Consider the following 25,688-nt stretch of genomic DNA (forward strand, 5'->3'; position numbering starts at 1 on the left):
GCCTCACAACACCTGCGCCAAGGCTTCGATTTGCTCCTCTCGCTCGACCTGCCCCAACCGCTTGTGCCCATTCAAGGACGACCACTGCGGATAAGCCCGCGCCCTGACCAGCGCTGCCGGCAGCTTGCCCTCACGCCAGCTCTTGTCTTGAGCTGCATCCACCTGAATGCTGTCCATGGCGGCATGCCCGCGCCGTTCCAAAGCGGCGATGAGCAAACGTTGACGCAGTGCCAGCAGCCGTAACACGTTGTCGTCTACGCTCAATTCGCGCTCACCCTTGAGCTTGGCCAATAGCCGGCCACCATAACCCCGTGCCGTCTGCAAGGCACCGCCGGCAATGGCGCCGGCCAGCGCAGCCAGGCCCAGGGTCACGCCACCCACCAACAGGTCGACGCCTGCTCCGGCCGCCGCACCTGCCGCGATGCCGCTGCCGACCTTTACCCCGAGCTGCTTGAGGGTCTGCGGGTGGAACAGATCATCGCCCCAGCGGCCGTCGCTCAAAGGCAGGTCACTGGTGCTGGCGTCTTCGCGACGAAAGCCATACAGCTTGAGCAACGTCTGCACGCAGCTTTGTTCACGTTGGCGCACGGCCTGGCGCAGGTCCTCGACAGCGGTCAAGGCGATATCGCGAGCCACGCTGCGTCGGCCCGCCGCGCAATCGATCAGCAACTCGGCAATCAGCCGGCGCGCGGCCTGGCGGCACAGCAGGCGCTGCTGGGCCTGATCATCGATCAAGCGTTGCAGAGCAGGCCGCGAGTGCTCCAGCAACAAGGCCAGACTTTGATAAAGCCGTTCCTCGCCATCCTCCGGCGGCGCAACACTATCAAAGCGCACCAGCGCATGCAGGCCGAGGCGGGCCAAGGCCTGGCGCCACTCGTGCTCGCGGTGCGCGCTGGCGCTGACGAAGTTCAGTACCGGTAGCAGCGGTCGCCCACAGCTGGCCAGGATCTCCAATTCGTCGCGGTATTTGGCCAGCACGGGCTCTCGCGCATCAATCACGTACAGCCCGGCGTCCGAGGCAAGCAACTGACGCAAGACCTTGGCTTCCTGTTCGAAACGCTGCCGGGCTTCAGTGCCTTCCAGAAAGCGCGCCACCTGCGCCGGCCCGTCAAGGCGTTCCCCCGGGCGCTCCAGTCGCTCGAAAAACTCCAGCAACGCGATGGCATCTTCCATGCCGGGCGTGTCGTAGAGCTCCAGGAGCGCTTCGCCGTCGACCGACAGCCGGGCGCCTTCGACATGCCGGGTGGTGCTGGGGCGATGAGAGACTTCACCGAAACCGATGTCACGGGTGAGGGTGCGCAGCAGCGAAGTTTTGCCCACGTTGGTATGGCCTACCACGGCCAGTTTCAGGGGTTTAGTCATGGCCATGCTCCAGCCAGCTCAGGGCGCCGTGGTCACTGACCGGCAGTTGCAAGGGTGCCAAGGCTTCATGCCAGGCACTCAGGCGGCGGTCATCCAGCGCCTGGCCATGGGGCGCCTGCAATAGCCAGATCCGGGTGTTGGCGGCGCAGCGGGAGAGTTCGGCGATCAATGCAACGCTGCCACGGTCAGGCGAACGCAGTGGGTCGCAGGCGATCAACAGGCGGGCGGCGGGAAAGTGGGCCAGTTGTTCCAGCAGGCGCCGACGGGATTCACGGTTGTCGAGTAAGCCACCATGGCTGACCGAAGTGGGTAATGACGGCGGCCATGGGCGCTGATCGTCCAGCTCCAGACCCACCAGCACGGCGCTTTCGCTTGAGTGAGCAGGCGCGAGGGCAATGGCCTCTGGCAGCGAGTCTGGCGCAGCATCGCTGACGCCCAGACGCTCACTGCTGGGCATGAGCAGGGCCCTGAGGGCGCTGTAGTCAGCCATGTCCAACCCAAGCCGGGTCCGGCCGTGGCGCCAGCGCATCAGGCAGAATGTCGCCAGCAGCAGGCGTGGGCCGATGCCATACACTGCCAGCACCCCGACCAGCCATCCGGCCCAGGCCTGTCGCGCGCTGTCGACGTCCAAGGCCACGCCACCGCTGGAGGCGATCATGGCGGTGTCTGGCACGGTGAAGCCGAGCAAAGCGGGCAGGGCGCTCAACACCTCGGTCAAGCGAATAAAGCTGTCGGCGCCGAGAATGGTGGTTTCCCAGACAAAGCCGTAGCGACGAGTGGCCAACAACAGCAACACGATCACCAGTGCGCTCAGCAAGGCCACCAGCCACAAACTGTGCACCAGCAAACCCAGGATCCAGCGGTTGAGCCGCCGGCGCTGCAACAACAGCACGATCGCCGGGGCCAGATGGGCGGCCTGGGCATCGCGCGCCAGCTTTTCACTCAGCCACCACCACAGCCGTCCAAGCCCGGCCGTCTGGCCGCCAGCCAGCAGCAAGCCCCCCAGCCAGCCGAGCAGCATGAGCAGATCCAGCCCGAGCAGGCTGCCCAGTGCCCAGAACACATTGACCGGTGCGCTCGCGTCGCCCAGCGCTGCGAAGCCCAGGCCGGCGCCGCTGAGCACGGCGAACACCAGCAGCACCAGCACCGCCAGCCGCGCACCCTGCTGCCAGTGCTTGAGGGCGACGAGCAAGCCGTTGTGCTCCGCCAGCCAGAGTGCGCGATTGATGATGCGCTGGCCCAGATCGCCGCCCTGTGCGCGGGCCAGACGATTGGCCTCGCTATCGTCGAGCGCGCCGGCATGGCTCTCACGCAGGCGTACAGCTTCGGTCAACCAGAGTTTTTCCAAGGCGCTGGGCGTCGTCACACGGGGCTCCGTCGGCTAAGTCAGCGCTGAGCATAACCCATGGCGGCTCTGCTATTCTGCCGCCCATGAAGACATCACTCCCCCTCAGCCTGATCGCGGCGCTTGGCGACAATCGCGTGATCGGCATCGATAACCGCATGCCCTGGCACCTGCCGGGGGATTTCAAATATTTCAAGGCCATCACCTTGGGCAAGCCTATCGTCATGGGCCGCAAGACCTGGGATTCGCTGGGCCGGCCGCTGCCGGGTCGTCTGAATCTGGTGGTCAGTCGCCAGGCAGGCTTGCAGCTGGAAGGTGCCGAGGTATTCGCTTCGCTGGGGGCGGCCCTGCAACGCGCCGACGTCTGGGCGCGAGAGCAGGGCGTGGATGAGGTCATGCTGATCGGCGGCGCCCAGCTCTATGAATCGAGCCTGCCCCAGGCAGACCGCCTGTACCTGACCCGTGTCGAGCTGAGTCCGCAGGGCGACGCCTGGTTTCCCGAAGTGGACCTTGCGCAGTGGGCGCTGGTGTCCAGCGTGGCGAATCCGGCCATCGAGGGCAAGCCGGCGTACCACTTTGAAGTATGGGAGCGCGTTCAGGCGTGATCAGGACAGAGTTTGTCGTCAACAGACGCGATTTGTCATAACTATTTGCTAGCGTCATGGATCATCTCAGGGAGATCCGTCCATGAAGCTAGTGCCCCACCTGCTTGCCGCCGCCTTTTGCCTGTCATTGACAGTGCCCGCCGTCGCTACAGAGCTCACCCACTGGCCGGAACCTGCCGCCAAACAGCTCAATGCCATGATCAAGGCCAACGCGAACAAGGGCAATTTCGCGGTTTTCGACATGGACAACACCAGCTACCGCTACGACGTCGAAGAGTCCTTGCTGCCGTACTTGGAAAATAAGGGCATCCTCACCCGCGAGAAGCTCGACCCGTCCCTCAAGCTGATCCCGTTCAAAGACACGGCTGACCACAAGGAAAGCCTGTTCAGCTATTACTACCGCCTCTGCGAAATCGACGACATGGTCTGCTACCCCTGGGTCGCACAGGTGTTCTCCGGTTTCACCCTGACTCAGCTCAAGGGTTACGTGGACGAGATGATGGCTGCGGGCAAGGCGATCCCCAGCACCTACTACGACGGTGACGTGGTCAAGACCATCGACGTGCCGCCGCCGAAGGTGTTCACCGGCCAGGCCGAGCTCTATCACAAGCTGATGGAAAACGGCATCGAGGTTTACGTGGTGACGGCCGCGTCCGAGGAGCTGGTGCGCATGATCGCCTCAGACCCTAAATACGGTTACGACGTCAAACCCGAGAATGTCATTGGCGTCAGCACCTTGCTCAAGGACCCCAAGACCGGCGAGCTGACTACCGCACGCAAGCAGATCGAGGCCGGTCATTACGACCCGAAAGCCAACATGGGCCTGGTGGTCACCCCTTACCTGTGGACCCCGGCCACCTGGATGGCGGGCAAGCAGGCGGCGATCCTGACCTATATCGATCAATGGAAGAAGCCGGTGCTGGTGGGCGGCGATACGCCTTCGAGCGACGGCTACATGCTGTTTCACAGCGTCGATGTGGCCAAGGGCGGAGTGCATTTGTGGGTCAACCGCAAAGCCAAGTACATGGACCAGCTCAACGGGATGATCAAGAAGAATGCCGAGGCGCAGGCAAAGGAAGGGTTGCCGGTGACGGCGGACAAGAACTGGGTGATTGTGAAGCCTGAGGAGATTCAGTAGGTCCTTGCAGAACCAGAGCCCGGTCCTACAGGTTGGCCCCAGCGTGGGGCCAATCTGACTTCACAGTATTACAAACCGTCCAGCATCGCCTTGTTACGCACGGCGCCTTTATCGGCACTGGTCGCCAGCAACGCATAGGCTTTCAGCGCCGTGGTCACCTTGCGTGGCCGCACTTCGACCGGCTTCCAGCCTTTCTTGTCCTGCTCGGCCCGACGGTCTGCCAGTTCGGCATCGTCGACCAACAGGTTGATGGAGCGGTTCGGGATATCGATCAATACCTTGTCGCCATCACGCACCAGACCAATGGCACCGCCGGCGGCGGCTTCCGGCGAAGCGTGACCGATGGAAAGGCCCGACGTACCACCGGAGAAACGCCCGTCCGTAAGCAAGGCGCATGCTTTGCCCAGGCCCTTGGATTTCAGGTACGAGGTGGGATAGAGCATTTCCTGCATGCCCGGGCCGCCCTTCGGACCCTCGTAACGGATGATCACGATGTCGCCGGCTTTCACTTCGTCGGCGAGGATGCCGCGCACGGCGCTGTCCTGACTTTCGAAGATCTTCGCGTTGCCTTCGAACACATGGATCGACTCGTCCACGCCCGCCGTTTTCACCACGCAGCCGTCCAGGGCGATGTTGCCGTACAGCACGGCCAAGCCACCTTCCTGGGAGTAGGCGTGTTCGACACTGCGGATGCAGCCGGCTTCACGGTCGCTGTCCAGGGTGTCGTAACGGGTCGACTGGCTGAACGCGACCTGGGTCGGGATGCCCGCAGGGCCGGCCCGGAAAAAGGTGTGCACGGCTTCGTCCGTGGTCTGGGTGATGTCCCACTTGGCAATGCCTTCGGCCATGCTCTTGCTGTGCACGGTGGGCAGATCGGTGTGCAGCAGGCCGCCGCGGGCCAATTCGCCGAGGATGCTGAAGATGCCGCCGGCGCGATGGACGTCTTCCATGTGGTACTTCTGGATGTTCGGCGCGACTTTGCACAGCTGTGGCACATGACGGGAAAGACGGTCGATATCGCGCAGGTCGAAATCGATCTCGGCTTCCTGAGCGGCGGCCAGCAGGTGGAGGATGGTGTTGGTGGAGCCGCCCATGGCGATATCCAGCGTCATGGCGTTCTCGAACGCCTTGAAGTTGGCGATGTTGCGCGGCAGTACCGACTCATCGTTGTCGCTGTAGTAGCGATGGCACAGCTCGACGATGCTGCGTCCGGCGCGCAGGAACAGCTCTTCGCGGTCGCTGTGGGTCGCCAGGGTCGAACCGTTGCCCGGCAAGGCCAGGCCCAGGGCTTCGACCAGGCAGTTCATCGAGTTGGCGGTGAACATCCCGGAGCAGGAACCGCAAGTCGGGCAGGCGCTGCGCTCGTACTCGGCAACCTTCTCGTCAGAGGCGCTGGAGTCGGCGGCGATGACCATGGCGTCAACCAGGTCGAGGCCATGGTTGGCCAGCTTGGTCTTGCCGGCTTCCATCGGGCCGCCGGAGACGAAGATCACGGGAATGTTCAGGCGCAGGGCGGCCATCAGCATGCCGGGGGTGATCTTGTCGCAGTTGGAGATGCAGACGATGGCGTCGGCGCAGTGGGCGTTGACCATGTACTCGACGGAGTCGGCGATGATCTCGCGGCTTGGCAGCGAATACAGCATGCCGTCGTGGCCCATGGCGATGCCGTCATCCACCGCAATGGTGTTGAATTCCTTGGCGACACCACCGGCGCGTTCGATCTCGCGAGCAACCAGTTGGCCCAGATCCTTGAGGTGCACGTGGCCAGGCACGAACTGGGTGAAGGAGTTGGCGATCGCGATGATCGGTTTCTTGAAGTCGGCGTCCTTCATCCCCGTGGCGCGCCACAGGGCACGGGCGCCGGCCATGTTGCGGCCGTGGGTGGACGTTTTCGAGCGATAGTCAGGCATGGAGCACTCCGGGCGGCTAATCAGGTTTCAGGTTGGGAGTGAGCTTCTCGTGTCTGCCGCAGGCGGTAGATGGGTGCCTGTTACAGAGTGGGCCGATAGCACTGCGGGATCACCGCAGGCTCGGCCTGAGCTCATAAACCCGCCGGGGGATGATTGGCGATGAATGAGTCGATTCTACACCGCTGGCGCCAGGAAGAAATGGCGCATGGCGCGAGCTGCCCGGTTGAGCCGTAATTTCATCCGGCTGGCCGGCATTGTAGGAAAAGTTACCGACGTCTGTAGGGCGTTTCTGAAAGTATGGGGAGGCAGGTTTTAGCAGTTGCCATGCCCCGGGATCTGAGTACTATTTCGTCCGCCGCATGTGCGGCTCAAGAGCATGAATGCCACATGGACCTTCCAGCTTTACGACTTTCAACCAACCCTTACCGTTGCGGCGGTGGGCGTGCCTGTGAGCTGATCCGGCGTTAGCCGTGTTCTTGCGGGCGCCTGCCGTAGCGCCCGGAGAATGCAATGATGAATCCCTTCGTTCAACCCCCTCGTCACTCGGCCGACAAAGGCCCCCTGGCACCCTCGGCACAAGCGGCCGTCCAGGAAGCCACGGAAGACTTTCACAAAAGCGCATTGATCGAAACGCCGATCGGCAACCTGAAAACAGCGACCATCTCGCTGCTGTACCGCAAACGCGTGTTCTGGCTGGTGTTGCTGGTCTTCGGCAACCTGTTCTCAGGAGCGGGCATCGCAGCTTTCGAGGACATCATTGCGGCAAACATTGCGCTGGTGTTCTTTCTGCCCCTGCTGGTGGACAGCGGCGGCAATGCCGGGGCGCAATCGGCCACGCTGATGGTGCGGGCGCTGGCCACGGGCGAAGTGGTGCTCAAGGACTGGCTGTCGCTGCTGGGGCGTGAATGCGCGGTGGCGTTGGGCTTGGGGGTGACCATGGCGGCGGCTGTGGCATCGTTGGGATTGCTGCGTGGCGGCCCGGAAATTGCCTTGATCGTGGCCAGCAGCATGATGCTGATCGTGGTGCTGGGCAGCGTGATCGGCATGAGCCTGCCGTTTCTGCTCAGCCGGATGAAGCTCGATCCCGCCACCGCCAGCGGACCGTTGATCACGTCGATCGCCGATGCCGCCGGGGTGCTGGTGTACTTCGGGATTGCTTCGCAGGTGTTGGAGTTGGGGTGAGCCCATCCCTCAACTATTAGGCAACAACCGGCAGGTGATGCTCTTGATGTAACGGGTTTCGATGATGGCTGGGTGCACCGGATGATCCGGACCCTGGCCACCGCGCTCCAGCAGCTGGATGTTACGGTCCAGATGCCGAGCGCTGGTCAGCAGGATGTTCTGCAGGTCATCTTCCGGCAGGTGCATGGAGCACGACGCGCTCACCAGGATGCCGTCCTTGCTGAGCAGGCGCATGGCCTGCTCGTTCAGGCGGCGGTAGGCGCCTTCACCGTTCTTCAAGTCTTTCTTGCGTTTGATGAAAGCGGGCGGGTCGGCCACGATCACGTCGAAGCGCTCTTCGGCAGCCTTGAGCTCTTTCAACGCTTCGAAGACGTCACCTTCCACGCAGGTCATTTTCTCGGCAATGCCGTTGAGCGCGGCGTTGCGCTCCACACCGTCCAGCGCAAAGCCCGAAGCGTCCACGCAGAAGACTTCGCTGGCGCCAAAGGCACCGGCCTGCACGCCCCAGCCGCCGATGTAGCTGAACAGGTCGAGCACGCGTTTGCCTTTGACATACGGAGCCAGGCGGGCGCGGTTCATGCGGTGGTCATAGAACCAGCCGGTCTTCTGCCCTTCCATGACAGGGGCTTCGAACTTGACGCCATTCTCTTCCAGCGCGACCCATTCCGGCACCACACCAAACGCCGTTTCGACGTAGCGTTCCAGGCCTTCGGCGTCCCGTGCCGCCGAGTCGTTCTTGAACAGGATCCCCGATGGTTTGAGCACCTGAATCAATGCGGCCATGACGTCAGCCTTGTGTTGTTCCATGGTGGCGGAGGCCAACTGGACCACCAGAATGTCGCCGAAGCGATCGACGACCAAGCCTGGCATCAAGTCCGAGTCGCCATAGACCAGGCGATAGAAGGGCTTGTCGAACAGCCGCTCGCGCAGGGACAGCGCCACGTTCAGGCGGTGCACCAGCAGGGACTTGTCCAGCATCAGTTTGGCATCGCGGGACAACAGTCGGGCGCAGATCAGGTTGTTCGGGCTCATGGCCACCACGCCCAGCGCCTTGCCACCGGCGGCTTCGAGGATCGCTTGGTCCCCGGCCTTGAAACCGTGCAGCGGCGTGGCGGCCACATCGATTTCATTGCTGTAGACCCACAGGTGACCGTTACGCAGGCGACGGTCGGCATTGGGCTTGAGGCGAAGGCTGGGCAGGGACATGACGTCGCTCCGGAAAAAAGAGCGGGAGTATATCACTGCCGATGGCCGGCCTGCGGCGCAACCGTCCGTGCAAATTTACCCGGCGGTCATCCGTAAATCGGGCAGACCGGCTAAAATCCTCTTTCAGCCCAGAGTGATTTCCCATGCCTCAAGAGCTTTCCCCCGAGCAGATCCAGCTGGCTCTGCAAGGCATCAGTGTGCCTGCGCAGCCGCAGATCATGGTGGATCTGCAGATGGAGCAATACATGCCGGATCCGGATCTGGATGTGATTGCCCGCTTGATCGCCCAAGACCCCGGCTTGTCCGGCGCCTTGCTGAAAATCGTCAACTCGCCTCACTACGGTTTGACCAGTCGCATCACCTCGATCCAGAAAGCGGTCAACCTGCTGGGCAGTCGTTCGGTGATCAACCTGATCAATGCCCAGTCCATCCGCGGTGAAATGAGCGACGAGACCATCGTCACGCTCAACCGCTTCTGGGACACGGCTCAGGACGTGGCGCTGACGTGCCTGACCCTGGCCAAGCGGATCGGCTCCCAGGCCAATGACGAAGCTTATGCGCTAGGGTTGTTTCACGACTGCGGCGTGCCGTTGATGCTCAAGCGCTTTCCGGATTACATGAGCGTGCTGGAGCAAGCCTACGCTCAAGCCGGCCCGGACTGTCGTGTGGTGGACACCGAAAACCGCGTCTACAACACCAATCATGCTGTGGTCGGTTACTACACTGCCAAGTCCTGGCGTCTGCCCGAGCACCTGATCAATGCCATTGCCAACCATCACAACGCCCTGTCTATCTTCCGTGACGACACCAACCGCAATGCCCCGCTGAAAAACCTGCTGGCAGTGTTGAAAATGGCCGAGCACATCTGCGCGTCCTATCGTGTGCTGGGCAATCAGCAGGACGACCATGAGTGGGACAGCGTCGGTGCGCTGGTACTCGACTACGTTGGCTTGTCGGATTACGACTTTGAGAACCTGCGCGAATCCATCCGCGAACTGGGTGTACGCTAAGCGTCTTTTCCCTGCTTTGTTCACTGAGCTGTCCATGCCTGAACTACCAGAAGTCGAAACCACCCGTCGCGGCATCGCTCCCCACCTGGAAGGTCAACGTGTCAGTCGCGTCATTGTGCGCGACCGACGCCTGCGTTGGCCGATCCCTGAAGATCTGGATGTACGACTGTCCGGCCAGCGCATCGTGGCGGTGGAGCGCCGGGCCAAATACTTGCTCATCAATGCTGAAGCCGGGACGCTGATCAGCCACTTGGGGATGTCGGGCAATCTGCGCCTGGTGGAAGCGGGCCTGCCAGCGCTCAAACACGAGCATGTGGACATCGAGCTGGAGTCCGGACTGGCGCTTCGCTACACCGATCCGCGGCGGTTTGGCGCCATGCTCTGGAGCCATGACCCGCACAATCACGCGTTGTTGCTGCGGCTGGGGCCGGAGCCTTTGACCGCGCTGTTCGACGGCGAGCGGCTGTTCGAGTTGTCCCGAGGGCGCAGCATGGCGGTCAAGCCCTTCATCATGGACAACGCTGTGGTGGTGGGCGTGGGCAATATCTATGCGACCGAAGCGCTGTTCGCCGCCGGAATCGATCCGCGTCGCGCCGCCGGGGGCATTTCCCGTGGGCGCTATTTGAAACTGGCGCTGGAGATCAAGCGCATCCTGGCCCACGCCATCGAGCGGGGCGGTACGACGTTGCGCGATTTCATCGGCGGTGACGGGCAGCCGGGATACTTTCAGCAGGAGCTGTTCGCCTACGGTCGCGGCGCAGAGCCTTGCAAGGTTTGTGGGACAGTGTTACGGGAGATCAAGCTGGGCCAGCGGGCCAGCGTCTACTGCCCACGCTGTCAGACCTGAACGGTCCAAACGGCTGCTCGGACGGAACTGACAACGGCGTGGACACTGATATAGTGAGCATTACCGTCGTTGTCTCTTGAGCAGAAGGATAGTTCCATGAATGTTTTCCGCGTCCTCTCGGTCGTGCTCGTCCTGTGCCTCGGCTTGCAGGCGGTGCCCGCTTCGGCGATGGAATCCTCACAGCCGGCGCCGGACACTTCCAGCGGCGATCCCACCTATACCATTCAGAACCCGCCGGCCTACGCCATGATGGGCGACCTGCTGGTGGCGCGGCCTTTGCTCATCGCTGCCACCGCAGTGGGTGCCGTGCTGTTCGTGGTCGCGCTGCCATTCGCCGCGCTGGGCGGCAACGTCAAGGCCACCGGCCGGGCGCTGGTGGTCGATCCAGGCCGTGCGGCGTTCGTGCGCTGTCTGGGCTGCACCACCGAAGGGACTGCCGATCAGCCCTGAGTCAGGCTCAGGCCTTGGTCGTGATCCGCTTGTATTTTTCCATCAACTGCTCTTCAGTTTCCGGGTGGGCTTCATCCAGGGGGATGCAGTCGACCGGACACACTTGCTGGCACTGTGGTTCGTCATAGTGACCCACGCACTGCGTGCAGAGGTTGGGGTCGATAACGTAGATTTCCTCGCCTTGGGAAATCGCCGCGTTCGGGCACTCGGGTTCGCAGACGTCGCAGTTGATGCAATCGTCGGTGATGATAAGCGACATGATGACTCCGGCCGACTGCATTCAGCGGCGCACAGGCGCACCGGCTGACCAGATCGAGCGTTTGAAAAAAGAGGCGCAATTGTGCCGCATAAGCGCCCCCAGTGCACGTGGGGGCTCGCCAGCGGTTACTTTTTGAAGCGTCGGGTCAGCGCGTCCGCCACGGCAGGGTGAACGAACTTGCTGATATCGCCGCCCAACGCGGCGATTTCTCGCACCAGCGTCGAAGAAATGAACGAGTAGTGCTCCGACGGTGTGAGGAACAGGCTCTCCACGTTCGGTGCCAGCTGCCGATTCATGTTGGCCAGTTGAAACTCGTATTCGAAGTCCGACACGGCACGCAAACCGCGCAGGAAGATATTCGCCCCTTGTTCCTGGGCGAATTGCGCCAGCAGGGTGGAAAATCCCACAACCTCGACGTTCGGTAGGTGGCGGGTCACTTCGCGGGCCAGTTCGACACGTTCGTCGAGGCTGAACAGCGGGTTTTTTCTAGGGCTGGCAGCGATCGCGATCACCACCTGATCGAACAAACGCGAAGCTCGCTCGACCAAATCGCCATGGCCCTTTGTTATCGGGTCGAAAGTACCTGGGTACAGCACTCGGTTCATCGGGGCGTCCTGGCGGGATTCCGTTTGGGAATCGGATGGTATCGCAGCCTCTGCGGTGGGCCAAGCCACTCGTTCGAGCGGGTGTCTGGGCAAGCGAGGCAGAAAATGCCTGCGGCGAACTGTCACGTCAAGCGTTTAGCGGCGAGCGGGTCACTGACTGTGCGGTCAGCGGTCAAAATGTCATGACAACACCACGTGCAATGGCGCGTTCATACTCCGTAAGATGGGCGCTCTTCAGGAAAGGTCCATGCCACGCCATGATTTTACGACTCAAGACACGCGAGCGTATCGTGCGAAGCAGTCTCGAACTGTTCAATCAGCAGGGTGAGCGCAGCGTCAGCACCAACCATATCGCGGCGCACCTGGAGATGTCGCCGGGTAATCTTTATTACCATTTTGCCAACAAGCAGGAAATCGTCGCGGTGTTGTTCGCCGAGTTTGAAGCGCGTGTGAATGGTTTTCTCCAGCCCACCGAAGATCGACTGCCCACTATCAATGACATGCGTGATTATCTGCAGTCGCTGCTGGAAGTGATGTGGAACTATCGTTTCTTCTATCGTGATCTTGAGCATTTGCTGGACAGCGACCCCGCTCTGGCCATCCGTTATCAGCTGTTTGCCGGCCAGAGCCTGCAGAGGGGGCAGGCAATCTACCGGGGGTTCGTTCAGGCCGGTCTCCTCGCCGTGGACGAGAACGGGTTACAGGCTCTCGCCGTGAACGCCTGGATCGTGGCAACCTCGTGGATTCGCTACCTCTGCACTTCGTCCACCCCTACGACCCAACTCAGTGAGCAAGCCCTCAAACGCGGTGTTTACCAGGTGCTGATGTTGCAAAGCGGCCATGTCACAGCGCAGTGGTGTGATGCTGTACAGCGGCTGGCCGAAGAATTTTACGTGCCACTGAACCGGGCGCCGAGTGCCGAGGCCTAAGCCTTAAAGACTTCACAAAACACCCCTAATATTGTCATGCTCATCTGGGAGGCCGCCATGCCCATCGCGCAACTGATCAGCCCTCGCCAATTGGCCGCTCGCCTGGAGCAGCCCGGTCTGGTGGTTCTGGACTGTCGTTCTGCTCTCGAAGACACCGACTACGGCCAGCGCAGCTACGCCGAGGGGCATATCGAGGCCGCGCATTTTGCCGATCTGGGACGTGATCTCAGTGCCGGAGTGGTCCGTGGCCAGACCGGGCGGCATCCGCTGCCAGACGCTGCGCAATGGCTGCAGCGCCTGCGCAGCTGGGGTCTGAATGCCGACAGCGAAGTGGTGCTGTATGACGATGGCCCCGGCGCCTATGCTGCTCGCGCCTGGTGGCTGCTCGTGTGGCTGGGCAAGCGCGAGGGCGTCTATCTGCTGGATGGCGGCCTTCAGGCGTGGCACGCGGCGGGCCTGCCTCTGAGTCTGGATCCGCCGCCGAGTGAACCGGGGCACTTTTCCGGTGAGCCCGACCCTGACCTGTGGATCACGGCGCGGCAGTTGCAGGCCCGACTTGGCCAGCAAGGGCTGACGCTGATCGATGCGCGCGCGGCAGCGCGCTTTCGCGGCGAGGTCGAGCCTATTGACCCGGTGGCCGGGCACATACCGGGCGCGCAGTGCGCGGTGTTCACGGATAACCTGGGAGCGGATGGCCGATTTTTGCCGGCCGAGCAACTGCGCGAACGCTTTGCCGCCTTGCTGGACGGGCGGCCCGTCAGCGAGTTGGTGGCGTATTGCGGTTCCGGAGTCACAGCCTGCCATAACCTGTTCGCGCTATGCCTGGCGGGCTATCCGCTGGGGCAACTCTATGCCGGGTCGTGGAGCGAGTGGATTACCGACCCCCAGCGGCCTGTGGCCACTACGTTGACGGGGCGCTGACCCTCCGACAGGGAGTCAGTGTTTCATCAGCCACGCTGGAATTCGCCGCTCCAGGTAGTACCCCAGCTGACCGGGCCGCCCCTCGACAAACCCCACATGTCCGCCTTTTTCCTGCAATTCGAAGGTCGTGCTGGCCGACAGCTCATTGGCGGTCGGCAGGCTGTGAGGGAACACGAACGGATCATCAACGGCCTGGATGATCAGCGTTCGGGTGCTGATGTGCGGTAAAAAATAGCGGCTGGACGAGCGCCGGTAGTAATCTTGCGCAGTGGCAAAGCCGTTCAATGGTGCGGTCACCCGGCCATCGAAATCCCAGAAAGTTCGCATGTTTTTCAACGATCCCAGCTCTGCAAGGCGGGCGAGGCCTTCAGTGTGGCCGTCGATCTGAAAGCGTTCCTGCTTTTCAGTGACGTACGCCAGCATCGCCCGCATGAAATGCGCCTGGTAGACCTTGGAAAAACCTTGGCCAATCCGATCGGCACACTGATCCAGACGAAAGGGCACCGACACCGCGACCGCACCCTGCAGGCCGCTGCTGGCTCCGGACTCGCCCAGATGCTTGAGCAGAATGTTGCCGCCCAGCGAGTAGCCCACGGCGTACAGCGGCGCCTGTGGGCGCAGGCGCTGCACATGGGTGATGACTTCGGCCAGGTCTTCGCTGGCCCCCGAATGGTAGCTGCGAGGCAACAGGTTCGGCTCACCCGAACAGCCGCGCCAGTTTACCGCCACGCTGCTCCAGCCCTGCTGGGCCAAGGCGTATTGCAAACCGGCCACATAAGGCGAGTTGGACGAGCCGGTGAGGCCGTGCAGCACCAGCACCAACGGGGCGTCCTGGGCTTGCTGGCCGTGCCAGTCCAGGTCCATGAAGTCGCCGTCGGCGAGCCACAGACGTTCACGCGGGCGCTCGAGGTGCACGGTCTTGCGCCCCAGCGGGCCCCACAGTGTCTGCAGGTGAGGATTGCTCATGCCCAGCGCGGGTTTGAAGCTTGAGGTGATCCGGATCAAGGCTTCAGCCACGCTGCCAGAGTGCGTAATACACCTGGCCGGCTTTCTTCTCGCGGTGCAGGCGCCAGTTGCCCGGCAGTTGCAGGCTTGAGGGCGGGGTTTCGCTTTCGGTGTAGACCCAGGCGTTGGCGGCCAGCCAGCCCTTGGTTTCCAGCAATGCACAGGTCGGCGCGAGGAGATTCTGGTGGAAGGGTGGATCCAGGAATACCAGGTCGAAGGCCAGCGGCGTCTGAGTTTCCAGATAGCGGGTGACGTCGCTTTGCAGCAGTTGCCCTACCGAGCAGCCCAGCAGATCGAGGTTATGCCGCAGGCTGGCGATGGCTTGCGCATTGGCATCCAGCGCCAGGCCCATGCTGGCGCCGCGGGACAGGGCTTCGAGGTACAGCGCGCCGCTGCCGGCGAAGGCGTCGAGGACCTTGGCACCCGCGACGTAAGGGGTCAGCCAATTGAACAGGGTCTCGCGGACCCGATCCGGGGTGGGACGCAAGCCGGGCGCTTCGGGGAAGGCCAGCTTGCGGCTGCGCCACTCGCCACCAATGATGCGTAACTGGCCTTGGCCGCCGTGGGCGCGGGACTTCTGAGGAGGGGTAGCCATTAATGCTCCGGAACTGCCATGGGTTGATCCACAGGCTTGTCGGTAGGGGGCGGCAGAGGCTGCTGAGCAACGGTCGGGCCGGCAGTGATGATTACCAGCTTGTCGGCATCGAGATGTTTATTCAAGGCCGCGCGCACTTGTTCGGTGGTCAGCGCCTGGGACTGCTGCATGAAATCTTCAAGCCAGGTCAGTGGCAAGTGGTAAAAGCCGATCATACCCAATTGCCCGACGATACCGGCATTGCTGGCGGTGCTCAGCGGGAAACTGCCGGCCAACTGGCGCTTGGCAGCGTCCAGTTCCTGCTGGGTCGGACCGCTTTTGAGGTAGTCGCGCAGGACATCCTGCACCAGCTTGAGGGTGCCCTCGCCGAGTTCGGCCCGGGTTTGCAGGCTGATCAGAAACGGGCCGCGCACCTGCATGGGGGTAAAGCCGGAATATATGCCGTACGTCAGACCGCGTTTTTCGCGGACCTCGCTCATCAGTCGCGTGCCGAAGGCGCCGCCACCGAGGATCTGATTGCCCATTGCCAGGGCCGGGTAGTCCGGATCGGCGCGATCGACGCCGAGTTCGGCCAGCAGCATCTGCGTCTGTTTGGAGGGGAAGTCAATGTGGGTCAGGCCCGGCTTGGGGTCTGTCGGCTGTGGCATGGCCGGCAGCTCGGGGCCCTTGGGTAGCGCGCTGGAGATCTGCTCGGCCACTGCCTGAGCCTGTTCCCGGGTCAAGTCGCCGACCAGCGCGATCACCGCGTTGCCCGAGGCATAGGCGCGCTGATGAAAGGCGCGCAACTGCGCTTGAGTGAGCGCCGCGATGCTTTGGGCATTGCCATCGCTCGGGTGGGCATAGGGGTGCTCGCCGTAGAGGCGCTTGTACAGTGCTTCACCGGCAAGGGCACCGGGGCTCTGCTTCTGATATTCGAAACCAGCTTGCAGCTGGTTTTTGATACGGATCAGGGACGAGGCCGGAAAAGTCGGCTGGCCCAGTACTTGAGCGAACAATTGCAGCGCCGGCTCGCGTTTGTCAGGTTCGCTGAGGCTGCGCAGGCTGACAACGGCCATGTCACGGTAGGAACTGTTGCTGAAGCTGGCACCCAAATTTTCGAAGCCGCGGGCGATGCCTTCCACATCCAGGCCGGGAACGGCTTCATTGAGCATGGCGTTGGTCATCAGGGCTGTGCCTGGGTGCTGCTGGTCCTGGCTGCTGCCTGCGGCGAACGTCAGACGCAGGTCGAACATCGGCAGCTCATGGGCCTCGACGAACAAGACCCGGGTACCCTCCGCCGTGGTCCAGCTCTGAATGTCCAGCGGCCGGCGCACGGGGGCCTTGCTATCGAGCTCTGGCAGGGTCTGCAACCGGGATTTGGCGGGGAGTGGGGTGGGGTCGTCGGCGTGTGCGACACCGCTCAGGCCCGCGACAATGATCACGGCCAGGCCTGACAGGCGGTGACGCCAGCTCAGGTACTCACTCATGAGCATTCTCCTCGGGCAAGACGTGGGCGACACTCAGGCGGTCGCGAGTGAAATAGGTACGGGCGGCGTTGCGAATGTCGTCAGGGGTCACGCTTTTCAGGTCATCGAGGTCGCTGTCCATGAGTTTCCACGACAGCCCGACCGTTTCCAGCTGCCCGATGGCCATGGCCTGCTGGCTGATGGAGTCGCGTTCGAAGACCAGCCCGGCGATGACCTGGGCTCGCACCCGTTCCAGTTCCTGCTCGGAAGGCGGTTTGTCCTTCAGTTCGTCGAGCTGGGTCCAGAGGCCTGTTTCGACCGCTTCCAAGGATTTCTTCTTCTGTGCGTTGGGCGTGGCAGTGAGGGTGAAGAGCGAGTCGCCGCGGGTGAAGGCGTCGTAGTTGGCCGAAACACTGGAGACCAGCTCCTGACCGCGTTCGAGGCGTGCCGGCAAGCGCGCACTTTCGCCGCCATCGAGCAGCGCGCTGATCAGGCGCAGGGCCTGAGCTGTGCGCGGGTCCTTGGCGGTGGCCAGGCCGGGCACGTTGAAGCCGAAAATCAAACTGGGCAGTTGGGTGCGCACGTGTACGGTGAGGCGTCGTTCGCCAGGTGCAGCCAGCTCCAGTGGCAGTCTGGCCGGGGGTGTCGCGCGGCGTGGAATCGGCCCGAACCACTGCTGGGCCGCCTGCCTGACCTCATCGACGGTGACATCGCCCACCACCACCAACGTAGCATTGTTGGGCACATACCAGGCCTTGTACCAGGCTCGCAGCTCATCGATCTGCATGCGGTCCAGGTCGGCCATCCAGCCGATGGTCGGTGTGTGGTAACCGCTGGCGGGGTAGGCCATGGCCTTGAACACTTCGTAAGCCTTGGCGCTGGGCTTGTCATCGGTGCGCATGCGGCGCTCTTCCTTGATGACTTCTATCTCGCGATTGAACTCTTCGGGCGGCAGTTGCAGGGTGGCCATGCGATCGGCCTCCAGTTCCAGCGCCACGGGCAGGCGGTCGCGGGCCAGTACCTGGTAGTAGGCGGTGTAGTCGTCGCTGGTGAAGGCGTTCTCCTGAGCCCCCAGGTCTCGCAGGATGCGCGAGGCTTCGCCGGGCCCGGTCTTGCTGCTGCCTTTGAACATCATATGTTCGAGGGCATGGGACAGGCCGGTCTGGCCAGGTGTCTCATAGCTCGAACCGACCTTGTACCAGATCTGCGAAACCACCACGGGTGCACGGTGATCCTCCCGCACGATGACTTTCAAGCCGTTGTCCAGCATGAATTCGTGGGTGGCCTGGGGGGCGGCGGCAAACACGCCAGCAGGCAGGCAAAGGGTGACGAGCAGCAGGGCGGCAACCCGGCGGGCAAGAGCATTCATGGGTTTTTGAACCTTCAGGGCTGCCCGCTTGGTCTTAGCGTCTGCGGGCGAGGAGGTGCTAGGATACGGGTCCGGTTGACCAGGGGCCATGCCCGGTTGCCGAGAAATGCGTCAGCAACTCGACAAAATGTTGCTTGGCCCGGCTGTGAACGCGCCGGGTTTAAAGCAGTCTGTTCTGCGTATCAGAATTTCCAGAGGCGCCGCTTTGGCGCGTCGCTACCTTGAGATAGCCGTCTTCCATGTTTGGTTCCAACGACGACAAAAAGACCCCGGCCGCGCCCGGGGAAAAGAAAGGCCTGTTCGGCTGGCTGCGCAAAAAGCCGCAAGAGCCCGTAGCCGAGCAGCCGCAAGCCCCTGTGCCCGTCGAGCCGGCTGCGCTGGCCCCGGTCGAACCCCAGGTTCAGGTCGAAGTGTCGCCGGAGCCCGCGCTGGCGCCCCTCGAGCCGCCCCGGCCGGTGGTGCTCGCCCCCGAGCCGCCGGCACCGGTTCAGCCGCAGTCGAACCTGGTACTCCCGGTCCCCGAGGAAGCCGTGGCGCTGGTGCCCGACCTTGAGCCCCATGAGCCGCCACCCATTCCGGCAGCCTCTCAGGCCGTTCCGGTAGCGCCACCTGTGGTAGCGGTTGTGCCTGTGCGCGCCCCCGAGCCGGTGCTCGAGGCGAAACCTGAATCGCAGGCGATCTCCGAGACGCCGGCAGCGGTGCCCGGCGAAATCACCAAGGCCGGCTTTTTTGCACGTCTCAAGCAGGGGCTGGCCAAGACCAGCGCCAGCCTGGGCGAAGGCATGGCCAGCCTGTTCCTGGGCAAGAAGGCCATTGATGATGACCTCCTCGACGAAATAGAAACCCGTCTGCTGACCGCCGATGTCGGTGTCGAAGCCACGACCGTGATCGTGCAGAGCCTGACGCAGAAGGTTGCGCGCAAGCAGTTGGCCGACGCCGACGCCTTGTACAAATCCCTGCAGGAAGAACTCGCCGCGTTGCTGCGTCCGGTGGAGAAGCCCCTGGTCATCAACGCGCCAAACAAGCCGTTCGTGATTCTGGTGGTGGGCGTCAACGGTGCCGGCAAGACCACCACCATCGGCAAGTTGGCGAAAAAACTGCAGCTGGAAGGCAAGAAAGTCATGCTGGCCGCCGGCGATACCTTCCGTGCCGCCGCCGTGGAGCAGCTGCAGGTCTGGGGCGAGCGTAACAAGATCCCGGTTATCGCCCAGCACACCGGTGCCGACTCTGCCTCGGTGATCTTCGACGCCGTGCAGGCCGCCAAGGCCCGTGGCATCGATGTGCTCATTGCCGACACCGCCGGGCGCCTGCACACCAAGGACAATCTCATGGAGGAGCTGAAAAAGGTCCGCCGCGTGATCGGCAAGCTGGACGCCGACGCGCCCCATGAAGTGCTGTTGGTGCTGGACGCCGGTACTGGCCAGAACGCGATCAACCAGGCCAAGCAGTTCAACCAGACCGTGCAGCTCACCGGCCTGGCGCTGACCAAGCTGGACGGCACCGCCAAGGGCGGGGTGATCTTCGCCCTGGCCAAGCAGTTCGGCCTGCCGATCCGCTACATCGGCGTGGGCGAGGGCATCGACGACTTGCGTACCTTTGAAGCCGAGCCCTTTGTCCAGGCGTTGTTTGCCGAGCGGGAGCGTCCATGATTCGATTCGAACAGGTCGCCAAGCGCTACCCCAACGGCCATGTCGGCCTGCACGAATTGAGTTTTCACGTGCGACGGGGCGAGTTCCTGTTCGTGACCGGCCACTCGGGCGCGGGCAAGAGCACCTTGCTGCGCCTGCTGCTGGCCATGGAGCGCCCCACCAGCGGCAAACTGCTTTTGGCGGGTCAGGACCTCGGGCAGATCAGCAACGCCCAGATCCCTTTCCTGCGCCGGCAGATCGGTGTGGTGTTCCAAAATCACCAGTTGTTGTTCGATCGCACCGTGTTCAACAACATTGCGCTGCCGCTGCAGATTCTCGGCTTGTCAAAGCCGGAGATCGCCAAGCGCGTGGATGCTGCGCTGGAGCGCGTCGCCCTGAACGAAAAAGGCGACCTGTACCCGGGCGACCTGTCCACCGGCCAGCAACAGCGGGTGGGCATCGCCCGCGCCATCGTCCATCGCCCGGCCCTGCTGTTGGCCGATGAGCCCACTGGTAACCTTGACCCGCGGCTGGCGGCCGAAATCATGGGCGTGTTCGAGGACATCAACCGCCTGGGCACCAGTGTACTGATCGCCAGCCATGACCTGGCGTTGATCGCCCGCATGCGCCACCGCATGTTGACCCTGCAGCGCGGCCGTTTGATCGGCGACGGAGAGGCCGGACAATGAGTGCGACACGCAGCCCCAAGGTATCGGACCGAGTCGCGCCCAAGGCGGCCGATCCGCAGCCCAACCCCTCGAAAAAGAAAAAGCGTGACGATGACGACGGCCCGGATTTCGCCACATTGTTCAACGCCTGGGTCGAAAGCCATCGCGCCAGCCTGCTCGACAGCCTGCGCCGTCTGGCCAAGCAGCCAGTGGGGAGCTTCTTCACGTGCCTGGTCATGGCAGTAGCCCTGAGCCTGCCCATGGGCCTGTCGCTGTTGCTCAAGAACGTCGAGCGCCTGGGGGGCTCGTGGCAACGGGCGGCACAGATTTCCCTGTATCTGGACATGGACGCCAGCGATGGCGATGGTCAGGACCTGGTCGGACGCATCAAGGCGCTGTCAGGCGTGGCCGATGCCGAATACGTCAACAAGACCCAGGCCTTGAGCGAGTTCCAGCAGCAGTCCGGGCTGGGCGAGGCACTCAAGGAGCTGCCAGATAACCCGCTGCCCGGCGTGGTCATTGTCACGCCGCTGGAAGTGGACAAGTCGGCACTGGAAGCTTTACGCCAGCAGTTGGCGCAGTTGCCCAAGGTTCAGCAGGCCCAGCTCGACCTGGTCTGGGTCGAGCGGCTGGCCGCGATTTTGAAGCTGGGCGACCGCTTCGTTTTCGGCCTGACCGTGTTGTTGGTTTCGGCGCTCTTGCTGGTCATTGGTAACACCATACGTCTGCACATCGAGAACCGGCGTACCGAAATCGAGGTCATCAAGCTGGTGGGCGGCACAGATGCTTACGTACGCCGGCCATTCCTCTATATGGGCGCGATCTATGGCCTGGGCGCTGGCGTCTTTGCCTGGGGCGTTCTAGCCTTCGGTCTGAACTGGTTGAACGAGGCGGTAGTAGGGCTGTCAGGGTTATATGGCAGCGATTTCGCCTTGGGCGGAGTGCCATCATCCGATGGTCTGTCGCTCTTGCTTGGCGCACTGTTGTTGGGGTATATCGGAGCGTGGATTGCGGTGGCGCGTCATTTACGAGAATTGGCGCCACGCTAATGACGTTTTGTTTAGAATCACTTTATTTTTACATCCAGACCGTATAGTCAAGTCGCGGAACCCGATCATCGGTTCTCGGTCTAATCGGCTGTGCGGATAGCACGAGTCATGTAAGTCGGAGGTTTTTTCGTATGACCACTTCTTTGCAACCTGCTTATGCGCTGGTCCCGGGTGCGAACCTGGAAGCCTATGTGCACACCGTCAACAGCATCCCCTTGCTGACGCCGGAGCAGGAGCGTGAACTGGCCGAGAGTCTCTACTATGAGCAGGATCTTGGGGCGGCTCGGCAGATGGTGCTCGCCCACCTGCGTTTTGTGGTGCATATCGCCCGCAGCTATTCGGGTTACGGTCTGGCACAAGCCGACCTGATCCAGGAAGGTAACGTCGGCCTGATGAAGGCCGTGAAGCGCTTCAACCCTGAAATGGGTGTGCGCCTGGTGTCGTTCGCCGTGCACTGGATCAAGGCGGAAATCCACGAGTTCATCCTGCGCAACTGGCGCATCGTCAAAGTGGCGACCACCAAGGCCCAGCGCAAGCTGTTCTTCAACCTGCGCAGCCAGAAGAAGCGTCTGGCCTGGCTGAACAACGAAGAAGTCCACCGCGTGGCGGAAAGTCTGGGCGTGGAACCTCGTGAAGTTCGCGAGATGGAAAGCCGCCTCACCGGTCAGGACATGGCGTTTGACCCGGCTGCCGAAGCGGACGACGACAGCGCTTTTCAGTCGCCGGCCAACTACCTGGAAGACCATCGCTATGATCCGGCCTTGCAGCTGGAAGATGCGGATTGGAGCGACAACTCCAACAACAACCTGCACGAAGCCCTGCAGGTGCTGGACGATCGGAGCCGCGACATTCTCTACCAGCGCTGGCTGGCGGAGGAAAAAGCCACGCTGCACGAGCTGGCCGAGAAGTACAACGTGTCGGCCGAGCGCATTCGTCAGCTGGAGAAGAGTGCGATGAACAAGCTGAAAATGTCCATCGCAGCTTGAGTCAGGCAGTATTGGAAAAGCCCGGTTGTCCGGGCTTTTTTGTGCCTGTCTTGCTACCGGGCAGGCTCGATGCTACAGAGCCCAGGGCAACCGGCGCGAATCGTTCAGGTGCACCAGGTAGTCATCCCCGCCCAATTGCGCCATCTGCTGACGTATCCAGGCCGCGCGACTCTGCACGTAAGCATCAGGGTGCCCGGCGCTCCAATGCCGGGGGTTGGGCAAGACTGCCGCCAACTGACTGGCTTGCTGTCTGGACAGATAAGCCGCACCCACCCCGAAGTGGTGCCGCGCTGCCGCTTCGGCGCCGAACACCCCGTCGTCCCACTCGGCACTATTGAGGTACACCTCGAGGATCCGCTGCTTGGACCAGAAGGTCTCGATCAGCACCGTGAACCAGGTTTCAAAGCCCTTGCGCAACCAGCTGCGTCCCGACCACAGGAAAACGTTCTTGGCCACCTGCTGACTCAGCGTACTGGCGCCGCGAATCGTGCCGCCGCGCTCGTTATGCGCCAGCGCGGCCTGGATGGCGTCGAAGTCAAAACCCCAGTGCTCGGCGAATTTCTGGTCTTCGCCGGCGATCACCGCCACTTTGAGGTCGTCGGAGATCTGTCCCCAGGGACGCCAGGTGCGCTGCAGCTCGATAGGCTGGCCATCGCTCCAGGATTGCACCTTGCGCTCGACCATCAGCATGGTCCCGGGCGGCGGCACGAAACGAAACGCCAGCACCAGCAAGGCACTGCCTGCGGCGAACCAGAGCGCGGCTTTGAAAAGGCGACGAAAAAGAGCACGCAGCATGGAAGGCTTGGCCTGACCGGATGAGCGGGCCATTATACAGGCCCTGTGAGGATGAACGGTTGGAGTAGCGCGATGTTCCGGAGTTTCCTGATGCTGGCGGCGTTTTTCGGCTTCACGGGCGTGGCCCTCGGGGCCTTCGCCGCCCATGGCTTGAAAAATCGCTTGAGCGCCGACTACCTGGCGGTGTTCCACACCGGCGTCACCTACCAACTGTTCCATGCCTTGGCCTTGCTGGCGGTGGCGCTGCTGGCGGTGCACCTGCCGGGTCGATTGATAGTGTGGGCCGGCATTCTGTTTGCCCTCGGGATTGTGCTGTTTTCCGGCAGCCTTTACGCCCTGACACTGAGCGGTATCAGCCAGCTAGGCATCATTACCCCCTTCGGGGGCCTGGCATTCCTGCTGGGTTGGTTGTGCCTGGGTCTGGCCGCCTGGCGGCTAGGCGGCGAGGTCTGAGTTGTCCCTGGCGGGCAAAGTGTGACGAATGGCATGGCCGTGCCTTGGTCATCCTGACCGTTCGGGCTAGAATGCTGGCCCCCTGACGAGATGGCTGCACCAGCATGCGCATTCAGTTGAACGGTGACCCCTTTGAATTGCCTGCCGACGAAACCGTCGCGGGCCTGCTGACTCGCCTCGAGCTGACCGGCCGGCGGGTGGCGGTGGAGCTCAACCTCGACATCGTGCCTCGCAGCCAGCACGAGACCACGGTGCTTGCCGAGGGCGATCAGATCGAAGTGGTCCATGCGATCGGCGGCGGTTGAAGCCGCTGCTGGTCCGAGCCACGCCCGTAACGCCTACATGCCGAGAGGATTTTCGATGAGCAATGTTCGTAGCGACAAGCCGTTCACCCTGGCCGGTCGGACTTTCCAGTCGCGCCTGTTGGTCGGCACTGGCAAGTACAGCGACCTGGAGCAGACCCGCCTGGCCATCGAAGCCTCCGGCGCCGAGATCGTCACCGTGGCGGTGCGCCGCACCAACATCGGCCAGAACCCTGGCGAGCCCAACCTGCTGGATGTACTGCCACCGGATCGCTATACCATCCTGCCAAACACGGCCGGTTGCTATGACGCGGTCGAGGCCGTGCGCACCTGTCGCCTGGCTCGAGAGCTGCTGGATGGCCATAATCTGGTCAAGCTCGAAGTGCTGGCCGACCAGAAGACCCTGTTCCCCAACGTCATCGAAACCCTCAAGGCTGCCGAAGTGCTGGTCAAGGACGGCTTCGATGTCATGGTCTACACCAGCGACGATCCGATCATCGCCCGTCAGCTGGCAGAGATCGGCTGCATCGCGGTCATGCCGCTGGCCGGCCTGATCGGCACCGGGCTGGGCATCTGCAACCCGTACAACCTGCAGATCATCCTGGAGGAAGCCAAGGTCCCTGTGCTGGTCGACGCCGGCGTGGGTACCGCCTCCGATGCCACCATTGCCATGGAACTGGGCTGCGAGGCAGTGCTGATGAACTCGGCGATCGCCCATGCGCAGAACCCGATCCTGATGGCAGAAGCCATGAAACACGCCATCGTCGCCGGCCGTCTGGCCTGGCTGGCTGGCCGCATGCCGAAAAAACTCTATGCCAGCGCCTCTTCGCCGCTGGATGGTCTGATCAAGTAAGAGCCCCCGATGACTGATTCGCAGCACACCCCCGACGCCGAAGGCGGCGAGCAACGCCAACACCGCGCCATCAAGAGTTTCGTGATGCGCGCCGGGCGCATGACCGAAGGCCAACAGAAGGGTCTGGAGCAGGGCAGCCCGCTGTTCGTACTGCCGCTGGCCGAGGCACCGGTGGATTTCGACGCCGTGTTCGGACGCAGCGCACCGCGCACCCTGGAGATCGGCTTCGGCATGGGCCACTCGTTGCTCGAGATGGCTGCGGCCTCGCCAGACCAGGATTTCATCGGCGTGGAAGTGCACCGCCCGGGTGTGGGCGCGCTGCTTAACGGGGTGTTGACTCAGGACCTGAAGAACCTGCGGGTCTACGATTGCGATGCAATCGAAGTGCTGAAGAACTGTGTGGCCGACAGCAGCCTGGACCGTTTGCTGCTGTTCTTCCCGGACCCTTGGCACAAGAGTCGTCACCATAAGCGCCGCATCGTCCAGCCAGGCTTTGCCGAGCTGGTGCGCAGCAAGCTCAAGCCGGGCGGTGTACTGCACATGGCCACCGATTGGGAACCCTATGCCGAGTACATGCTGGAAGTGATGAACGTCGCGCCCGGCTATCGCAACCTGGCCGAAGACGGCCGCTGCGTGCCGCGCCCAGCAGAGCGCCCGGTGACCAAGTTCGAACGCCGCGGCGAGCGCCTGGGGCATGGGGTGTGGGATTTGAAGTTCGAGAAGGTGGATTGATTTCCCGGGCCTTGCTCCCACAGAGTGATGGGAGCAAGG

General features: G+C 62.6%; 27 protein-coding genes. 16 read left to right on the forward strand and 11 right to left on the reverse strand.

The window, feature by feature from the left end; translation table 11 throughout:
* Positions 1-3: 3 nt before the first annotated feature.
* Both HB675_RS11400 and HB675_RS11405 read right to left on the reverse strand, forming a co-directional pair.
* Complete coding sequence (locus tag HB675_RS11400) at positions 4-1,362, reverse strand: DUF3482 domain-containing protein (RefSeq protein WP_213878414.1); 1,359 nt, start codon at positions 1,360-1,362, stop codon at positions 4-6.
* On the reverse strand, positions 1,355-2,728 hold the full coding sequence (locus HB675_RS11405; RefSeq protein WP_213878415.1) for a DUF2868 domain-containing protein: 1,374 nt from the start codon (positions 2,726-2,728) through the stop codon (positions 1,355-1,357). Before HB675_RS11405 ends, HB675_RS11400 begins: the two co-directional genes overlap by 8 nt.
* Positions 2,729-2,793: 65 nt before the next feature.
* On the opposite strand from HB675_RS11405, the gene HB675_RS11410 reads away from it, so the two are divergent.
* Together HB675_RS11410 and HB675_RS11415 are read left to right on the forward strand one after the other, a co-directional pair.
* On the forward strand, positions 2,794-3,312 hold the full coding sequence (locus HB675_RS11410) for a dihydrofolate reductase (protein ID WP_213878416.1): 519 nt from the start codon (positions 2,794-2,796) through the stop codon (positions 3,310-3,312).
* 82 nt (positions 3,313-3,394) lie between these two features.
* A complete protein-coding gene (locus HB675_RS11415) occupies positions 3,395-4,450 on the forward strand; it encodes a haloacid dehalogenase-like hydrolase (RefSeq protein WP_213878417.1) in 1,056 nt (351 codons plus the stop codon).
* A 68-nt stretch (positions 4,451-4,518) separates the two neighbouring features.
* On the opposite strand, the gene ilvD is transcribed toward HB675_RS11415, so the two are convergent.
* Positions 4,519-6,360, reverse strand: coding sequence for a dihydroxy-acid dehydratase (ilvD, locus tag HB675_RS11420; RefSeq protein ID WP_213878418.1), 1,842 nt, complete (start codon positions 6,358-6,360; stop codon positions 4,519-4,521).
* Between the two features lie 510 nt (positions 6,361-6,870).
* Between ilvD and HB675_RS11425 the strand changes: the two genes are divergently transcribed.
* Positions 6,871-7,542, forward strand: a complete 672-nt coding sequence (locus HB675_RS11425) for a magnesium transporter (RefSeq protein ID WP_213878419.1) — start codon at positions 6,871-6,873, stop codon at positions 7,540-7,542.
* Between the two features lie 9 nt (positions 7,543-7,551).
* Here the strand turns inward: HB675_RS11425 and HB675_RS11430 are convergent, their stop codons facing one another.
* Positions 7,552-8,748, reverse strand: coding sequence for a class I SAM-dependent rRNA methyltransferase (locus HB675_RS11430; RefSeq protein WP_213878420.1), 1,197 nt, complete (start codon positions 8,746-8,748; stop codon positions 7,552-7,554).
* A 197-nt stretch (positions 8,749-8,945) separates the two neighbouring features.
* On the opposite strand from HB675_RS11430, the gene HB675_RS11435 reads away from it, so the two are divergent.
* The 3 genes from HB675_RS11435 (at position 8,946) to HB675_RS11445 (ending at position 11,055) form a co-directional block, all read left to right on the forward strand.
* Positions 8,946-9,758: an HDOD domain-containing protein gene (locus HB675_RS11435; protein ID WP_213878593.1), complete on the forward strand. Its 813-nt coding sequence runs from the start codon at positions 8,946-8,948 to the stop codon at positions 9,756-9,758.
* Between the two features lie 34 nt (positions 9,759-9,792).
* Complete coding sequence (gene mutM, locus HB675_RS11440; protein ID WP_213878421.1) at positions 9,793-10,605, forward strand: bifunctional DNA-formamidopyrimidine glycosylase/DNA-(apurinic or apyrimidinic site) lyase; 813 nt, start codon at positions 9,793-9,795, stop codon at positions 10,603-10,605.
* Between the two features lie 96 nt (positions 10,606-10,701).
* On the forward strand, positions 10,702-11,055 hold the full coding sequence (locus tag HB675_RS11445; protein WP_213878422.1) for a multidrug transporter: 354 nt from the start codon (positions 10,702-10,704) through the stop codon (positions 11,053-11,055).
* Positions 11,056-11,062: 7 nt separating this feature from the next.
* Here the strand turns inward: HB675_RS11445 and HB675_RS11450 are convergent, their stop codons facing one another.
* Entirely contained in the window at positions 11,063-11,314 is a 252-nt protein-coding gene (locus tag HB675_RS11450; protein ID WP_213878423.1) for a YfhL family 4Fe-4S dicluster ferredoxin, read from the reverse strand.
* A 125-nt stretch (positions 11,315-11,439) separates the two neighbouring features.
* Positions 11,440-11,919, reverse strand: a complete 480-nt coding sequence (coaD, locus tag HB675_RS11455) for a pantetheine-phosphate adenylyltransferase (protein ID WP_213878424.1) — start codon at positions 11,917-11,919, stop codon at positions 11,440-11,442.
* 257 nt (positions 11,920-12,176) lie between these two features.
* Here coaD and HB675_RS11460 point away from each other — a divergent pair, with 257 nt between their 5' ends.
* The gene (locus HB675_RS11460) at positions 12,177-12,848 is read left to right on the forward strand and encodes a TetR/AcrR family transcriptional regulator (RefSeq protein ID WP_213878594.1); all 672 of its coding nucleotides are present in this window, start codon (positions 12,177-12,179) and stop codon (positions 12,846-12,848) included.
* A gap of 57 nt (positions 12,849-12,905) precedes the next feature.
* Positions 12,906-13,769 (forward strand): sulfurtransferase, encoded by an 864-nt coding sequence (locus HB675_RS11465; RefSeq protein ID WP_213878425.1) that lies wholly within the window; start codon positions 12,906-12,908, stop codon positions 13,767-13,769.
* Positions 13,770-13,784: 15 nt separating this feature from the next.
* Here the strand turns inward: HB675_RS11465 and HB675_RS11470 are convergent, their stop codons facing one another.
* From HB675_RS11470 to HB675_RS11485, 4 genes are read right to left on the reverse strand one after another with little or no spacing between them, the layout of a single operon-like run.
* Positions 13,785-14,786, reverse strand: a complete 1,002-nt coding sequence (locus tag HB675_RS11470; RefSeq protein WP_345945764.1) for a hydrolase — start codon at positions 14,784-14,786, stop codon at positions 13,785-13,787.
* Positions 14,779-15,369, reverse strand: a complete 591-nt coding sequence (gene rsmD, locus HB675_RS11475; protein WP_213878426.1) for a 16S rRNA (guanine(966)-N(2))-methyltransferase RsmD — start codon at positions 15,367-15,369, stop codon at positions 14,779-14,781. The genes HB675_RS11470 and rsmD overlap by 8 nt, the downstream gene beginning before the upstream one ends.
* Positions 15,369-16,835 (reverse strand): pitrilysin family protein, encoded by a 1,467-nt coding sequence (locus HB675_RS11480; protein WP_213878427.1) that lies wholly within the window; start codon positions 16,833-16,835, stop codon positions 15,369-15,371. The genes rsmD and HB675_RS11480 overlap by 1 nt, the downstream gene beginning before the upstream one ends.
* On the reverse strand, positions 16,828-18,183 hold the full coding sequence (locus HB675_RS11485; RefSeq protein ID WP_213878428.1) for a pitrilysin family protein: 1,356 nt from the start codon (positions 18,181-18,183) through the stop codon (positions 16,828-16,830). The genes HB675_RS11480 and HB675_RS11485 overlap by 8 nt, the downstream gene beginning before the upstream one ends.
* Positions 18,184-18,422: 239 nt before the next feature.
* On the opposite strand from HB675_RS11485, the gene ftsY reads away from it, so the two are divergent.
* From ftsY to rpoH, 4 genes are all read left to right on the forward strand, one after another.
* Positions 18,423-19,832, forward strand: a complete 1,410-nt coding sequence (ftsY, locus tag HB675_RS11490; protein WP_213878429.1) for a signal recognition particle-docking protein FtsY — start codon at positions 18,423-18,425, stop codon at positions 19,830-19,832.
* On the forward strand, positions 19,829-20,500 hold the full coding sequence (gene ftsE / locus HB675_RS11495) for a cell division ATP-binding protein FtsE (RefSeq protein ID WP_213878430.1): 672 nt from the start codon (positions 19,829-19,831) through the stop codon (positions 20,498-20,500). The genes ftsY and ftsE overlap by 4 nt, the downstream gene beginning before the upstream one ends.
* Positions 20,497-21,528 (forward strand): permease-like cell division protein FtsX, encoded by a 1,032-nt coding sequence (gene ftsX, locus HB675_RS11500; RefSeq protein WP_213878431.1) that lies wholly within the window; start codon positions 20,497-20,499, stop codon positions 21,526-21,528. The genes ftsE and ftsX overlap by 4 nt, the downstream gene beginning before the upstream one ends.
* A 131-nt stretch (positions 21,529-21,659) precedes the next feature.
* The gene (gene rpoH / locus HB675_RS11505; protein ID WP_213878432.1) at positions 21,660-22,514 is read left to right on the forward strand and encodes an RNA polymerase sigma factor RpoH; all 855 of its coding nucleotides are present in this window, start codon (positions 21,660-21,662) and stop codon (positions 22,512-22,514) included.
* A 72-nt stretch (positions 22,515-22,586) separates the two neighbouring features.
* Here rpoH and mtgA read toward each other — a convergent pair whose 3' ends face one another.
* Positions 22,587-23,342, reverse strand: coding sequence for a monofunctional biosynthetic peptidoglycan transglycosylase (mtgA, locus tag HB675_RS11510; RefSeq protein ID WP_213878433.1), 756 nt, complete (start codon positions 23,340-23,342; stop codon positions 22,587-22,589).
* Between the two features lie 39 nt (positions 23,343-23,381).
* Here mtgA and HB675_RS11515 point away from each other — a divergent pair, with 39 nt between their 5' ends.
* The 4 genes from HB675_RS11515 to trmB all read left to right on the forward strand — a co-directional run bounded on the left by HB675_RS11515 (position 23,382) and on the right by trmB (position 25,649).
* Positions 23,382-23,762, forward strand: coding sequence for a DUF423 domain-containing protein (locus HB675_RS11515; protein ID WP_213878434.1), 381 nt, complete (start codon positions 23,382-23,384; stop codon positions 23,760-23,762).
* Between the two features lie 104 nt (positions 23,763-23,866).
* Entirely contained in the window at positions 23,867-24,067 is a 201-nt protein-coding gene (thiS, locus tag HB675_RS11520; protein ID WP_213878435.1) for a sulfur carrier protein ThiS, read from the forward strand.
* Positions 24,068-24,122: 55 nt separating this feature from the next.
* The gene (locus tag HB675_RS11525; protein ID WP_213878436.1) at positions 24,123-24,917 is read left to right on the forward strand and encodes a thiazole synthase; all 795 of its coding nucleotides are present in this window, start codon (positions 24,123-24,125) and stop codon (positions 24,915-24,917) included.
* 9 nt (positions 24,918-24,926) lie between these two features.
* On the forward strand, positions 24,927-25,649 hold the full coding sequence (trmB, locus tag HB675_RS11530; protein WP_213878437.1) for a tRNA (guanosine(46)-N7)-methyltransferase TrmB: 723 nt from the start codon (positions 24,927-24,929) through the stop codon (positions 25,647-25,649).
* Positions 25,650-25,688: the final 39 nt, after the last annotated feature.

Origin of the sequence: Pseudomonas sp. dw_358 (genome assembly GCF_018449655.1) — a bacterium.
Lineage (GTDB): Bacteria > Pseudomonadota > Gammaproteobacteria > Pseudomonadales > Pseudomonadaceae > Aquipseudomonas.